Source organism: Myxococcus sp. RHSTA-1-4 (genome assembly GCF_020037125.1).
In the GTDB taxonomy this organism is placed as follows: Bacteria; Myxococcota; Myxococcia; order Myxococcales; family Myxococcaceae; genus Myxococcus.
Genome location: NZ_JAIQDG010000008.1, coordinates 279,054 through 292,876, shown reverse-complemented (window position 1 = coordinate 292,876; position 13,823 = coordinate 279,054). Strand labels below are relative to the sequence as shown.

General features: G+C 67.5%; 10 protein-coding genes and 2 pseudogenes. 5 read left to right on the top strand and 7 right to left on the bottom strand.

Annotated features, from left to right (window positions below; translation table 11 throughout):
- Nucleotides 1-29 precede the first annotated feature (29 nt).
- A pseudogene (locus K8638_RS44870) lies at nucleotides 30-182 on the top strand (ATP-binding protein); the annotation flags it as partial.
- Here the strand turns inward: K8638_RS44870 and istA are convergent.
- Nucleotides 131-1,945: an IS21 family transposase gene (gene istA / locus K8638_RS44865; RefSeq protein WP_370643980.1), complete on the bottom strand. Its 1,815-nt coding sequence runs from the start codon at nucleotides 1,943-1,945 to the stop codon at nucleotides 131-133. The pseudogene K8638_RS44870 and the gene istA overlap by 52 nt on opposite strands.
- 450 nt (nucleotides 1,946-2,395) lie before the next feature.
- Nucleotides 2,396-3,556, bottom strand: coding sequence for a hypothetical protein (locus tag K8638_RS14380; RefSeq protein ID WP_223755080.1), 1,161 nt, complete (start codon nucleotides 3,554-3,556; stop codon nucleotides 2,396-2,398).
- Nucleotides 3,557-5,033: 1,477 nt separating this feature from the next.
- Between K8638_RS14380 and K8638_RS14375 the strand changes: the two are divergent.
- Together K8638_RS14375 and K8638_RS14370 are read left to right on the top strand one after the other, a co-directional pair.
- Nucleotides 5,034-5,595: pseudogene (locus K8638_RS14375) on the top strand (hypothetical protein); the annotation flags it as partial.
- A 22-nt stretch (nucleotides 5,596-5,617) separates the two neighbouring features.
- A complete protein-coding gene (locus tag K8638_RS14370; protein ID WP_223755079.1) occupies nucleotides 5,618-6,187 on the top strand; it encodes an imm11 family protein in 570 nt (189 codons plus the stop codon).
- Nucleotides 6,188-6,475: 288 nt separating this feature from the next.
- Here K8638_RS14370 and K8638_RS14365 read toward each other — a convergent pair whose 3' ends face one another.
- The 5 genes from K8638_RS14365 to K8638_RS14350 all read right to left on the bottom strand — a co-directional run bounded on the left by K8638_RS14365 (nucleotide 6,476) and on the right by K8638_RS14350 (nucleotide 10,018).
- Entirely contained in the window at nucleotides 6,476-7,006 is a 531-nt protein-coding gene (locus K8638_RS14365) for a transposase (protein WP_223755078.1), read from the bottom strand.
- Nucleotides 6,970-7,521 carry a winged helix-turn-helix domain-containing protein gene (locus K8638_RS14360; RefSeq protein WP_223755077.1) on the bottom strand — a complete coding sequence of 184 codons (552 nt, stop codon included), beginning with the start codon at nucleotides 7,519-7,521 and terminating at the stop codon, nucleotides 6,970-6,972. Before K8638_RS14360 ends, K8638_RS14365 begins: the two co-directional genes overlap by 37 nt.
- Before the next feature lie 56 nt (nucleotides 7,522-7,577).
- Nucleotides 7,578-7,784, bottom strand: a complete 207-nt coding sequence (locus tag K8638_RS45190) for a DUF2380 domain-containing protein (protein WP_370643979.1) — start codon at nucleotides 7,782-7,784, stop codon at nucleotides 7,578-7,580.
- Complete coding sequence (locus K8638_RS14355; RefSeq protein ID WP_255662678.1) at nucleotides 7,781-8,440, bottom strand: TIGR02269 family lipoprotein; 660 nt, start codon at nucleotides 8,438-8,440, stop codon at nucleotides 7,781-7,783. The genes K8638_RS45190 and K8638_RS14355 overlap by 4 nt, the downstream gene beginning before the upstream one ends.
- 348 nt (nucleotides 8,441-8,788) lie before the next feature.
- Nucleotides 8,789-10,018, bottom strand: a complete 1,230-nt coding sequence (locus K8638_RS14350; protein WP_223755076.1) for a hypothetical protein — start codon at nucleotides 10,016-10,018, stop codon at nucleotides 8,789-8,791.
- A 409-nt stretch (nucleotides 10,019-10,427) separates the two neighbouring features.
- Between K8638_RS14350 and dnaA the strand changes: the two genes are divergently transcribed.
- Both dnaA and K8638_RS44860 read left to right on the top strand, forming a co-directional pair.
- Complete coding sequence (gene dnaA / locus K8638_RS14345; protein ID WP_223755075.1) at nucleotides 10,428-11,780, top strand: chromosomal replication initiator protein DnaA; 1,353 nt, start codon at nucleotides 10,428-10,430, stop codon at nucleotides 11,778-11,780.
- Between the two features lie 118 nt (nucleotides 11,781-11,898).
- A complete protein-coding gene (locus K8638_RS44860; protein ID WP_370643977.1) occupies nucleotides 11,899-13,782 on the top strand; it encodes a HEAT repeat domain-containing protein in 1,884 nt (627 codons plus the stop codon).
- Nucleotides 13,783-13,823: the final 41 nt, after the last annotated feature.

Below are 13,823 nucleotides of genomic sequence, written 5' to 3'. Positions count from 1 at the left end.
CCAACGTGGACGTGCTCGTCATCGACGAGATGGGCTACCTCAACCTCAAGCCCGAGCAGACGAACATCTTCTTCAAGTTGATGGAGGAGCGCTACCGCAGGCGGCCGACGCTGCTGACCACCAATCTGGACTACTCCGAGTGGGCCGGCTTCCTGGGTAACAAAGCCCTCGTCGAGGCGCTGCTGAGCCGGCTGCGCCACCAGTGCCATACCGTCCGCATCGACGGCCCCTCCCTGCGCGACTCGACGGGCTGACGGCGTCCTCTCCCGCTTCGCTTCAACCACGAGCCCCCGTCCGCCAGCACCGCGGCCGGGGGCTTCGTCTTTTCCTGCGCCCCCGCGTCGCTCGATGCCCAGGACTCATTGCGGACTTCACGTTCCACGCCTGGTCCACTTCGCGAGAGCAGAGGTGGGTCGTTTCTGGAGAGCGTTGAAGGGTGCCCGTCCTGGGGCAACGGCTGCAAGTCCAGGCCGCGGCGCAGGATGTCCTTGAGGCCCTGGTAGCGCAGGTTGCCGAAGTGCAGCGCCCGGCGGCACGCGGCCTCGGCCCGCTCGCGCGGGAAGCCCTCCAGGTGCACCACCATGGCCTGCACGCAGCGCAGCTGGCTGAGGACGTCATCCGCGTCGAAGACGGCGCGCACGTACGCCTCGGTGTGGGGGCCCAGCCGGGCCGCCCGCGTCTCCCAGTGGCTGCGGCTGCGGTGGCGCAGGGCTGCGCGCGCCTCGGGCAGGTGCGCTTCCACGGTGCTGCGGTGGCCCTCGCCGCGGAGCGGGTGGGTGGCCACGCGCTCGTCCTGGGCGTACACGCGCACGTCGTGGGCCGTGACGCACAGCCAGACGCGCTGGCCGATGAGACGCCAAGGCACCGAGTACAGCCGTCGGCCGTACATGACGTGGGCATCGCGGTGCACGCTGGCCTCGTGCCACACCTCGGGCGCCCACGCGGCTGCCGGCAGCGCACGCAGCGCTGCGGCCTCGGCCTCCTGGAAGAGGTGGCGCGGCTGACGCCCCGTCGTGCCGTGTACGCGCACCGACGCCACGTCCCGCAGCCAGCGCTGCAGGGCGGCCTCGCACTCGCGCGCGTCCTCTCCGGCCCGCCCGGCGAAGAAGTTGCCCTTCACGTAGCGCACGCCCGCCTCCACCTTGCCCTTCTTCTCAGGGGCGCGGGGTGGGGCCGGGTCGACGATGAAGCCATAGTGGCGCGCCAGCGCGCGGTAGCTGCGCTGTAGGGCCCTCTCCCCGTCCACCCCGAAGGCCGCGCGCACCACCGCCGCCTTGAGGTTGTCGGGCACGATGCAGTGGGGCACTCCGCCGAAGTACACGAAGGCGGCCTCGTGACAGCGCAGCCACGTCTCCACGCGCTGGTCGAACACCAGCGTGGCGAAGAGGTGGCGGCTGTAGCCGAGCACCATGACGAACACCCAGGCGCGCCGTAGCGCCCCCGCGTCCGCGTCGTACAGCCGGCCCACCTCGCCGAAGTCCACCTGCGCCACCTCGCCCGGCGCCGTCTCCACCGGGATGGCCACGTCCTCTTCACTCACACCCTGAGCCCGACGCACGCTGCCCACCAGGCGTTTGACTGCCGAGAGGCTGCCTACCGGCTCCCCTGCCTCCATCTGCAGCCGGGTGAAGATGGCCTGCGGCTGCAGGCCCTTCGCCACCCACGCTTCCACCTGGGCGCGGTGCGCCTCCAGGCTGGACGTCTGCTGGGGGGCTGGCGGGGCTGCGGGTCGCGCCGCCAGCACCGCGGCCTTGAGCACCTCGAGCTCGGGTAGCACCTGCACGTCGCCCTGCAGCAGCCCCGCCGCCTCCAGCACCCGCCGGTAGCTGCGCTCCACGTCCACGCCCATGCGCAGCACCCGGGCCACTTGCCGCGCGGGCGTGCCCAGGCGGTGCAACCGCACCAATTCCTGCAGCCGGTCCATCTCCACTCTCCGGTTACTCACGCCGCTTCCCTTTCCTTGGGAAGCCAGCGTGGCCTGTTGGCGGGACGCCCGGGTGGACCGGTTTGGCCGAACCGGTGCGGACCGGTTTGGCCGAACTCACCCCGACCGGGTTCGCCGAACTCCGGAGGACCTGTTACGCCGAGCTACGACACTCTGAGCCAGCAGCAGTTCCTATGAACGAAAAAGCCCGGTTCCCCAAAGCATGGGAACCGGGCTCAGCTCTCTAGCTAAAGGTTGGGCACTTCCGTTAGTTCGTGCCCGTGCGCCACTTGGCCCCAGAGGAAATCCTGTGCCTCAGGTCCAGTTTGGTGGCCGCATTAAAAAGCATTTCTACCAAGCTAGGCGCCCCATCATCAGTGGACTCTCGTTTCCACACTTCTGTCGCTGCGTCACGTGGGGGTGCCAACGGCTCAAGCTCTTCGAGCTTCTTCTTCTTCAGGTTCGGTTTCATCACTTTGCCCCCTTCTTCGTCGACGCATTGTCGCTTGGTAAGGCCCCTATGTTTCCACTTGGGGGTGACGGCTTCGCAGAGGGACTTGTGACGTCGAAAAGCTCAATGGTATCGGTCTTGACCCCAAACAAGCTAACGCACACGTCCAAGATAGCCAACTCCGCCGGGCTTGGCTGCCTGACGTTCAGGCCGAGGGCCTTCGCCTCTTTCAAGTCAATAACGAATGAGTGGGCCGGATATTCGTTAATGACCTTATTGAGCAGCTGGTCTCTTTGCTTCGGCGACATTGCCTTATAGGACTCGGCGAGTAGCCGACTTCCGTACTCACGCGAAAGAGTGAGTAGCCGGTAGTGCTCGCCCACTTGAATCGCATCGACCTGGGCAAAAAGCGGGCGAACAAGCGCTCGAGTGACCGCCGTTGACATCTTCGCTGCATTCTGCAGGGTGATTTGGTGGCCTGACCGGCGAAGGATGAGGTCCGTCAGTAGGTCGAAGCTGTCCGCCGTGTACATGCGAATGTACTCAAGCGATTTGAGCGCATCGAGCGTCGACATCTGCTTCCGATGCCCCTTCCGCATGATGGTGACCTGCGCATCAAGCGGCCCCAGCTCAGCTTGTGGGTGCATGACAACTTCGTGGCACCCGAGCGTGATGAGGGTCGCCGCGCTCTTTGCCCAGCGGGGAATAACCATGTGGACCCGATCTGCTACGTCCTGAAGCCGTCGGGCAAACTGATACGCCCCGTCCAGGTTTCCTCCGGACGAGGTCAGCATCACCCATAGAACAGGTGGTCGTCGGCCGAGTCTCGCGAGCGCCCGGTACGCCTTATCCCCAACGTCCCGGTCAATCATGTCGTTGTCACCGAGCCACATCAGCAGCGTCGGAGCATTGTGGGTCTCCGACCATAAGCGAGCTGTCTCACTGACCAGCTGGCTCGGGCTCAGCCGACTGAAGGTTTCTACGAGCTGCTTCTGCTTCTGCAGCAGTTCCTCTTTGGTGGCAGGTGCCGCCACCGGAGCCTTGCCCTTACGAGCAGCGCGTCGTCGATTAGAGCCAGGAGCCTTCTTCTCAGCAGGTGGAGTCTCGGGTGCCGCAGGCGCAGCCTTCGTTGCACCCTCAGGTTCGCCAGCAGTAGGCCCATCAAAGCCTGGATCTGCCATCGCCGTTACCTCATTGCGGTTGGCTCGCCCTGCTGCTGGTAGCTCAGTAGCCTCCAAGGGGCTCCCCCCTACGCCTCTTCGCTTTAGCCTGACTTCAGTGGATTTCCTGGCCATTGCTCGAAGCGTACTAGGGAGCTCGTCGTGCTCGCAAATGCCCGAACATGCGTACAGAGGTCATTCGTGAACTCTTCTGCCCGCAAGTGCACGGCACCAAAGAGAATCGGCCTCATTCGTGTGCAGCACCACTCGCAGGCCCTCCTCCATCCACATCTTTGGGGAATACCGCCACTCGTGGAGGCGCACCTCATCTCGTCCTCGCTAGGGAACGGCACACCACCTGCTCTGAGTCGTCCCCATGGACATGACTCAGCGGGTGGCGCTGGCGCAGCACCTGGAGGCCGTGGAGGTGGAGTTGGAGGCGACAGTCGCGGGGCTGGATGGAAGTCCTGCCAGCCGGACGCGATTGGCGCGGACCCGAGACGCGTACCGCGAGGCCGAGACCCAGGCACTCAAGGTCATCGACGCCCCGGCTTTAGAGAGAGACGGTGGGTAGCCGTCCGCAGGTGGCGTAGTGCATGCCGCTTGCACTGCGGCATCCATAGGGGCGCCCTGCAGTCGGCTAGCAGGACACTCGCGCCATGGAGCCTCACCGGCTTCATAGCTCTGAAGCCGGTGACGAACCAGGGAGTGCCGAAATCACCATCGCTGCTGCGACTCCTGCGCCGCGGGCTACTTCGCCCCCAGCGCCGCGAGCACCCGGTCCAACTTCTCGTTGGTCGCGGCCCCAAGCTGGGGCAGCAGCGCGCTGCCTCGGTCAGCAGGACTCCGAGTTTCGGAGAGCATCGGCATGGCGCACGCTGCGCAGTGCTGCGGACTGGGAGCGGCAACTCTACGCTGAGTTCCGCCGACGGCGGGGGCCACGGCTAAGGTTTGCTAAGGCTGGACGAAGCGGGCCCTCCAACGGGGCGCTGAAGCCCGGCTCCGGACGCCCCGAAAAACGCCGTTTTTGGCCCCCTGCAAGGACCCCACGCACATCCGCCACCCAGCGGCTTCGGCGCGGGTAAGTGCCCGTCTTTCCAGGAGGAAATTGCGTTTCCAGGCGTCCGGAAAAACTGGGTAAGGTCGAGTGGATCACCTTTCCCCCTACCCGGAGGCCCTTCCGGAGCCGTGGGAGGCCCGGGGGAATGTGGGTGGATGGAGGTGCTGGCGACCCGGCGGGTTCAGCGGGCCCCCGTACCCGGAGTGGCCGCCGCCGGAGCAACGCACGGGGCGGGCGGTTTAATCGCCTGGGCTGCAAGTGGCTGTGGGGTGGGCGGTTTTCCGCCATGCGGGCTACTGGCGAGCGGCTGATCTCCCCAGGGACGCGCTTGGGCTGGGTCCCCAGCCCCGCCGCCCCGCGCGCCGGGGGTCCACGGCTGAGTCTGGGTGTTCATGTATTTCCGGGATGGGCCCGCCCACTGGCGGGCGCGCTCCCCGGGTGTACCTGCTCCTCTGGTCGCTGCCCGAGCCGGTGAGCAAGGGCGTGGCCGTACCCTGATAACCGTCGCCATCGCCTACCTGGGCGTGGACACCATGTGGCGCCTTGCTGGACAGGTGGCTGACGCTGGTGCGTGAGGTGGACCGGGCCGCCACCTTCGAGCAGCTCAGCGCGGCGAGTGAGGCGTACGGCGAATTGCTCGGGGAGAACCGCGGCCCGAATCTTCGTCATGCTGGCCACGGCCTCGGTTGGGAACACGGCGGGGCTGGCGGAGAAGTCCGCGAGGCTGCCCGGCTCGGCGCAGGCGGCGCTCGCCGTGGAGTCGCAGGCGGGCTTCCAGTACGCGGCGGTGGGCGGCGTGCAGTCGGTCGCCATGTAACAGCCGAGGGCTTCACCCTGGCGCTCGCGCCCAACGCGCTAGCCATGGCGGACCAGGGCGATGGAGGGCTGCCGCAAAGTGGAAGCATGTCGAGATGCCCTGACAACCGAGCTCCAGAAGCTGGCCAGGGAAGTCTCGACGAAGGGAACGGAGCGCCACAAGCCCGTGACCAAGAGCAAGTAAGGGAAAGACGAGCAGCCCCACCATGCCGAATCGCTACTTCAGGCTCAAAGAGAACATGCAAGCCGGGAACTGGTATCTGGGCGATCCCCTGGACGAAAGTGGCCAGGAGGTGGAAGACCCCTGGATGTTCACGGCCGGGCGACCCATCCGTGTCGAAGGCCGCCTGACGATTCCTGTCGACGAGCCTGGGAGACGGTTGGACTTCTGCACGGCAGGCGTCGGCACGACTCCCATCGTCCACGTCCGGGTGGCCTCCATCGTCGCGGAGCTGGCCCCCGATGACGTGCAGCTCATCCCCGTGGACATCAAGGGCCAACCGGACCAGTACCTCATCCTCGTGGCCACGAAGCTCATCCGCTGCATCGACGACAAGGCGTCCAAGGAGGTGCAGTACTGGAAGCCAGAGGACAACCGGCCGGAGAAGGTCGGCCAGTACCGTGGCGTGATTGACATGCGGATTGACCGCACCAAGGTAGGCGACGCCAAGGTGTTCCGTACCTGGGGGTGGAAGATCGCCCTCATCGTCTCCGAGGGCATCAAGAGCGCCCTGGAGCGCACGAAGCCCACGGGCATGACGTTCACGGAGGTGTAACGCCGCGAGCCCTGCGCTGTCCGAAGGGACGGTAGCTGTTCGTGCCCCGCCCTGATGCGGAGCTGACCCGGCCGGGAAGACGGCTAGACGAGGCCGTCAGTCCTGACTCTTCGGGAGCGTGACGCTCCCCGGGTTCTCGATGGCCGACGCGCCCACTCGCGACCGCTCCCCATCATCCAGACGGTCCGAAACGAGGCGGGTATCCTCAACCATCGTGCTCAGCAACACAGGGGGAACAGTTCGCCTCCCTCACGCATTCTTGAAGTGACCAGGTCGTACTAACCTGCTTCAGGGAAGTCCGGTAAGGCGAAGGCCGGCGTGATGGAAGAAGGCGGCGAGGACGTCGTGGTGGTGGCCCAGGCGCACGAATGAAGCGCGTGCCTGGGCGCGCAGCTCGGCGACGGAGTCGGGCGTGGCATTGCGCAGCTCGGCCTTCACCACGCCGTTGCAGCCCTCCTCGGGGTTGAGGTCTGGTGCATAGCCAGGCAGCCGCTCGAGGCGGAAGTCCTCGGGATGGCGGGCGACGAAGTCGAGCATCTTGGCACTATGGTGCTGATTGAGGCCGTCCCACACGATGGTGAGAGGACGGCCCACCTTCCTGCGGAAGTAGCGCAGGGCCGCGATGATGTCCTCGCTGGTGAAGCTTCCCTCCTGGTGGCGCGAGTACAGGCGCGCCGGCTTGCGGCCGTACGTGGCAACAAGGGCGGCGATGCTGGAGACTTCGCGCCGCTTGTCACGACGGCGCAAGGTGGGCGGATGCCCAACGGGCGCCCAGGTAGAGGCTACGCGGGCCCGAAACGAACTACCCGTCTCGTCCACGAAGGCAATGGCCCGCCCGCTTCTTCGAGCCCCCTTTTGATGCGCGGCCAGTCGCGCTTCAGCCACGCCTCCACCAACGCATCGTCACGCTCCTTGGCGAGCGTGCGGGGCTGCTGCGGACTCAAACCCAGCCTGTGAAGGCGCTCGGCCAGGTAGTTGGTGTGATAGCGCACTCCGAACGTGCGGTGGATGAGGTGCGCCACTCGCGTGAGCGTCCAGCGCTCGGTAGGAAACCCGCAGGTGCGCGCTCCTGCCCGCACCAGCCCCGCCACCTGCTGCCATTCCTCCGAGCTCAACTTCGACGGACGGCCCGTGCGCGGCCTTGCCTTCAACCCGCGGGAGCTGCCGCCCGCCTCATGCAGCCGCCGCGCCCAACGACTGACGGATGCCTCGCTGACGCCCACGCGGCGCGCCACCTCCGCCTGCGACAGGTGCCCCCGTCGCAGGAGTCGTCCGGCCGCAAGCCGCCGCTCCTCCAGCTGCTGCGCCGTCCAGTGCTTCGGCTGCCACGCCATGGACGCCCCCTCCATGACGTAACCCGTCGGGACTTACTCAACTTCCCTGAAGGGGGTTAGTGGATGTCCTCTTCGATGTTGGGAAACAGGGGGATGGCTTTCTTGCTGTGGTACGGCACGACAGGCCCAGAGAGCTCGTATCGGATAATCAGCTGCATCGCGAAGAGGTGGATTGCCTGGGGATGCGCGTTCGGGTTGTTGAGGATGTACACGTACCACTCTGCATTCCAAGGTCCGCCCGCCTCGCCTCGGTGAATCTTCAAGTGGACCTGCTTGTCAATGACCAGCGTCCAGTCATGTGGATATTGACTCCCCTGGCCTTGAACCAGTCCTTGAAGGCCCGGGGAAACACATGGTGCTTGACCCAGGTGCGCTTGGGCTGGTCCTCCATCTCCTTTCGCATCCGCGCTGCGTACTTCTCCTCTGTCTCATGCCAGGGGATGATGAAGACGGGCAGCGCGTCCCCAGGGAGCCCTTGCATGCCGCCCCAATAGCGCTGGGGGTTGGCCTGGGTCGGGAGCGGCACTGGTTGAGGCATCGGCGGCCGGATGGGCGCCACGGCTTGCGCGCGGACGATGCGGGCCGGGTTCACGTCCTCGCAGTAGTAGAGGCCGCACGCCCCCACTCCGCAGAGGAACATGGTGCATCGGTCAGCGCCGGGGTCGTCACACTCCGCAGTGTCCGCTTCCGCTGTCTCCCAGCGTTGCTGGGGGAGGTTCGTTGAAGCGCACGACGTGGCCAACATCCCCCACAACAACAGCATCCATATTTTCATGCAATCCACACGTATCACGAAGTCTTTCGTGGCCGTCTGGCATTGCGGGCCTGCCGCAGAAACGACAATGGGCGGGTCGGCAGCGCCTGTCGTCCCCGCCCCATGAGTCAGGCCTGATGCGATCTCGGGTGTCAGCGATTTCATGAGGCGGCCTCGTGAGAGAGAGGCGCGGTGCGGCAAGGCTTCGCCGCGCGGCCGGGGCGCCGTGCACATCGAGGACTGTGGCGGCCAGCTGCGGAGGGAGGTCCGGCGAGCCCTCATGCTGGTGTGAGGCGCGCCTGCTGCCTTCGTCCATGAACGAGGCTGTCGCGAAGCAGTTCGCACGCGCGTGCCCACTCCACGAGGTGGCGCCCTTCCGGAGGCAGACGCGCTCTGAAGCAGGCCAGGAGGTTGAAGGCCAGCGCCCGCAGCCAGGCCACCACCTCCAGGGCCGTGCGCGTCGGGCGGCAAGTGCGCTGGAGGTTGCCCACCAGCGCACGGGCCCACTGATGCCTACCGGCGCTTCGCGCCCTTCTTCACCGCCGACTTCGCGCCCTTCTTCGCGGCTGCCGGCTTCGCGCTCTTCTTCGCAGCCGCGCCCTTCTTCGCGGCTGCCGGCTTCGCGCCCTTCTTCACCGCCGCCGGCTTCGCGCTCTTCTTCACCGCCGCGAGCTTCGCACCCTTCTTCACCGCGGCAGGCACCGCGCCCTTCTTCTTCGCGGCCGCGGGCTTCGCGCCCTTCTTCTTCGCCCCCTTCAACTTCTCGAGGACCGCCACGAAGCGCTTCACGGCCCTCTTTCCGCCGTCATCCTCGATCTCCGAGAGCGCGTCATCGAGCGACTGGTACGCATCGACCCCACCGAGCCCATAGTCCTCGGCATTGGCGTCGCCGTGCTCCTCGAGGTCTCCCACCACCGCCTCGGTCCCCTGGCGCGCGAGGGTGGCGTAGGTCGCGGCGTGCTTGGGGTTCTTCTCCATCAACGCCGCCGCCTTGACCAGGAGCGCGTCGAACCGGTCCCCCTCATAGAGGGACTGCAGTTCCTCCGCGCCCGGGGCCTCCGGCATCGGCCGCACGAGGCCCTTGAAGTCCGCATCCTCCCTCCAGCGCTCGAAGTCTGAGTCCGACCAGGCCTCCGCGCGATAGTCGGAGAGCGACTCCGCGCCGTACTGGATGGCCTTCTTCAGCGCCTCGAGCATCGGAGCCTTCTCTCCCGCCAGGCTCCACGCGCACGCGAGGTTGTACCAACCGCTCGCGTACTCGGGATTCACCTTCAGCACCTGCTCGAGCAGGGGCACCGCGGCACGCGGGCGCCCCGACCGGATGATCATCACCGCCTTCACCTTGACAGCGAGCGGGTGCGCCGGAGCCAGCTTCAGCACCCACTCGGCCACCTCTTCGAGCTGCTCTTCGGCCTCCAGGGTGGCGTGGTTCAAGAGCGGGTCGTACATCCGCAGCCGCTCCTTCTCGTCCAGCTCCTTCCAGGCGGCGGCGGTGAAGACCTTCTCCGCCGCCTTGAGGTCGCCCGAGAACCACGCGGCGGCGGCACGGCGCGCGCCGACCGAATGGGGAGAGAGGTCCCCATGCTCCTGGTCCGCCGGCACGAGGGCGAACAGCTTGTGCGCGGCCTTCATGGCCGTGTCCGCCTTACCGGCGAGCTTCCTCACCTCCTCCGGCAGGTCCTCCAGAGTCCGGTATCCGTTCACCAACTCCACCGCCAGTTGCTGCAGTTCTTCCGTGTCCATGTGCGCCCTCCTACCCGCTCGGCGCGCCACGTCTCAATCTCCTCGTTCCACCCGAAGCACACCCCGGGTAATGCCAGGGAGCGCCCCTCCCTGATGCGGGTCCCGCTCACCCGCGCCCGGCCACCGCACCCGCGAATCCCTCGCCATCGGGCGCTGGGCGCATGCAAAGCCCCACGCCTTTGCGAATCACACTGTGAGTCAACCCGGAAATGATCCGCCCCCAGCGCTTGGGGGGAGGGGACGGGGGCGCCACAACCGTGCCGGGTCGGCATGCCTGTTGCCGATCAGCCACGTCCGGAAAAGCACGAGGAGATCCGCTGCTTTCGGCCGGTTCCTTGATCGACCGGAGAGCGTCTGTTAGCACGGCCGAACGCTCGCAGGCCCCCCGTTTTGCACGGTCGAGACATACGTGAACGCCCTTGCCCACGCCGCTTCCCCCGCTCCAAGTGCTCGAATTATCTGGGCTCGGATGCTCGAAGACATCCGCCGGGAGAAGTTCGACTACGCGCTGAGGTGGCTGGAGCGGATGCGCCCGCTGGAGATCCGCGACGGCGCCCTCGTCATGGGCGTTCCCGACCGCTTCTTCCGCGACTGGGTGGATGATCACTACCGCCCGCTGCTGGACGCGCAGCTCGCGAGGCAGGGCGAGGGGCTTTCCTCCATCGCCTATGAGGTGGTGGAGGGTCTGGAGCCCGACCCCCAGTTCCCACCCACACCGACAGTCAAGGCGAGCTCGGCCCGGCCGGCCCGGCTCAACTCGCGCTTCACCTTCGACACCTTCGTGGTGGCGGACAGCAACCAGCTCCCGGCCGCCGCCGCCCAGGCCGTGGCCGACAAGCCGGGCCACGCCTACAACCCGCTCTACATCTACGGCGGCACCGGCCTCGGCAAGACGCACCTGCTCCAGGCCGTGGGCAACCACATCTGGGAGAGGGACCCGTCCCAGCGCGTGGTGTTCCTGTCCAGCGAGCAGTTCACCAACGAGTACGTGGAGAGCGTGCGCGAGCACCGCATGGCGGACTTCCGGCGGAAGTTCCGCGAGGAGTGCGACGTGCTCCTCATCGACGACATCCAGTTCCTCGGCAAGCGCGAGGAGACGCAGAAGGAGTTCTTCTACACCTTCAACACGCTGTACGAGATGAACAAGGCCATCGTCCTCACCAGCGACACGGTGCCAGCGGAGATTCCCGGCCTGGAGGAGCGGCTGCGCAGCCGCTTCACCATGGGCCTGCTGACGGACATCCGCGAGCCCAGCTACGAGACGCGGGTGGCCATCCTCCAGAAGAAGGCCGTGGCCGAGGGGCTGGACCTGCCCGACCCGGTGGCGCACTTCATCGCGAAGCACATCCAGAAGAACGTGCGCGAGCTGGAAGGCGCGCTGGTGAAGCTGTCCGCGGTGCACAGCCTGACGCGCCAGCAGGTGACGGAGGAGTTCGCCTCGGAGGTGCTGCGGGACATCCTGCCGGCGCACCGCGCGGTGGACATCGAGGCCATCCAGCGCGAGGTGGCCCGCTTCTACAAGGTGACGGTGGAGGCGCTGAAGGAGGACCGGCGTCACAAGGCGCTGGCCCATGCGCGCCAGGTGGCCATGTACCTCAGCCGCAAGCTGACCAAGAGCTCCTTCCCGGAGATTGGCGCGCGCTTCGGCAAGGACCACTCCACCGTCATCTCCGCCGTGCGCAAGGTGGAGGGGCTCCGTGACTCGGACGCCACCGTGCAGCGCGAGCTGGCCGAGCTGGAGCTGAAGCTCGGCGGGAACTGACGCACCGGGTCTGACGCACAAAGTCGCACCCTGGAACCGGTGCGCCCTACTCATTCCGTCACCCCGCAGTGGGTCAAGGACGACCAGGAATGAGCCGAGCACTCGTATTCAGGGTGTCGTGCCCCCTCGCCTGAAAAGCCTGCTGTTGCTGCTCGCCATCCTGGCCGGGGTGGGCGTGTGGCTTGCGGGTCCCTGGACGCGTGAGGCCGTGCCTCCCCCGACTCCAGACGTCGTGGCGACGGAGCCCCCTTCCACACAGGTCCAGGAGCCTCCAGCCCCGGCCATCCGCCAGGGAGTGAAGGGGGTGGGGCGGGTGCTCACGCCGGGCCGGCGCTACCGCTACACCTTCGACCTGGACACCCGGACCGCGGAGGACTCGGAGCAGGAGCGCGCGCTCCTCCACACGGGCTGGAGCGGCGAGCTGGGCCTCACGTACCTGGGAGCCGAGGGCGGACAGCACCTCTTCCTCGGACAGGTGGTCCCCACGCGGCTGGAGGTTGAAACGGGCGAGAAGCCGGTGCTGAGCGCCGCCGCCCGGCAGGGGCTCCAGGCCATGTTCGAGCGGCCGGTGTACGTAGCGCAGGACTCCCGGGGCCGGGTGGTGGCGGTGCACTTCGACCCGGCGCAGGACGCGACGGCGCGGCGCTTCGTCCGCTCGTTGCTGGCCTCCACCCAGTTCGTGGCGGAGCACGGCACGCAGTGGAGCACCGAGGAGACGGACACCACCGGCGACTTCGAGTCGGAGTACCGCGCGGGCGGCAGCGTGAACACGTACATGAAGACGAAGCGGCGCTACCTGCGCGTCGCGTCCTCGAACGTGACTCCCCGCCTGCACGGCTACCTCGCCGTCACGCTCTTCGAGGACGGGCACGTGAAGGAAGCAGCGGGCTCGGACGTGGTGGAGAGCGGAGGAGGCGGAACCGGACTGCCGCCCGTGCGCGCGGAGACGCGGGTGGCCTTGACGAGCGTCGGAGTGGACCGCCAATCCGTGTCACTGAACGACTTCCAGACGGCGCGAGCAACGCTGAGGGCGGAGCGGCTGTCGGCGCGGGAGCCGGCCGGGGCGGATGCGTCCTCGACGGACCGGCAGCTCGTGGGGAGCGCGAAGCCCGCCGAGCTGCTGAAGCTGCTGTCCTGGAAGACGGCGCCGAAGGCGCGGGACGAGGCGAAAGCGCGGCTGGCGGCGCTGTTCCGGCTGGAGCCCGCGGAGGCGGACCGCGCGGCGCAGAGGGTGCGGAAGGGTGAAGTGAGTCCGGCGCTGGCGGAGCAGGTGGTGGAGGCGCTGGGGAGCGCGGGCACTCCGGAGTCACTGCGAGCACTGGCGTCGGTGCTGGAGGAGACACGGGTGAGGCCGGAGACGCTGGCACACGCCGCGACGGTGGCGGGCCGGGTGGAGCGGCCCACCGCGGAGCTGGCCGAGGCGCTGGGCCGGACGGTGGACGGCACCCGGAACACGAACGTGAGGAACACGGCGGCGCTGGCGGTGGGCGCCGTGTTGAAGGAGCTGGAGCTCCTGGAGCCGGGACGCAGCCAGTCGCTGCTGGACGCGGTACTCAGGCGTTGCCAGGCGCGAACGATGGACACGGGGGTGTGCCTGCGGACGCTGACCAACGCCGGCTCGCCGAGAGGGCTCGTCTACGTGAGGTCCGCGCTCCTGCATCCGGAGCCCTCGGTGCGAGGGGCGGCCACGACGGCGCTCGGCGGGATTCCGGGCGCGGAGGTGGATGCGCTGCTGGACCAGGTGATGCAGGGTGACCCGAGCCCCCGCGTCCGGGCCCGGGCGGTGACCGTGATTTCCCAGCGCGTGGCGGGCCCGCACATGCGGGCGGTCGCGACGGTGCTGCGCGCGGAGCAGAGCGACCAGGTGCGCCTCGAGGTGGTGCGGATGCTCGGCGGCCTGAAGTCCGTGGACGAGCTGGCCGTGGCGCTGCTGCGCGACGTGGCCGACAACGACGCGTCCGAGAAGGTGCGGCGCCTGGCGTCCTCGCTGCTGGCGGGGTAGGGCGAGGCCCGGGTCTCCTCTCCGCGGACCCGGGCCCTGTC

Excerpts from the sequence above, each read along its gene's own strand:
- K8638_RS14370 (WP_223755079.1), top strand. The coding sequence starts at position 5,618 with ATGCCGAATCGCTACTTCAGGCTCAAAGAGAACATGCAAGCCGGGAAC.
- K8638_RS14380 (WP_223755080.1), bottom strand. The coding sequence starts at position 3,556 with ATGGCAGATCCAGGCTTTGATGGGCCTACTGCTGGCGAACCTGAGGGT.
- K8638_RS14350 (WP_223755076.1), bottom strand. The coding sequence starts at position 10,018 with ATGGACACGGAAGAACTGCAGCAACTGGCGGTGGAGTTGGTGAACGGA.
- K8638_RS14360 (WP_223755077.1), bottom strand. The coding sequence starts at position 7,521 with ATGGCGTGGCAGCCGAAGCACTGGACGGCGCAGCAGCTGGAGGAGCGG.
- K8638_RS14355 (WP_255662678.1), bottom strand. The coding sequence starts at position 8,440 with ATGAAATCGCTGACACCCGAGATCGCATCAGGCCTGACTCATGGGGCG.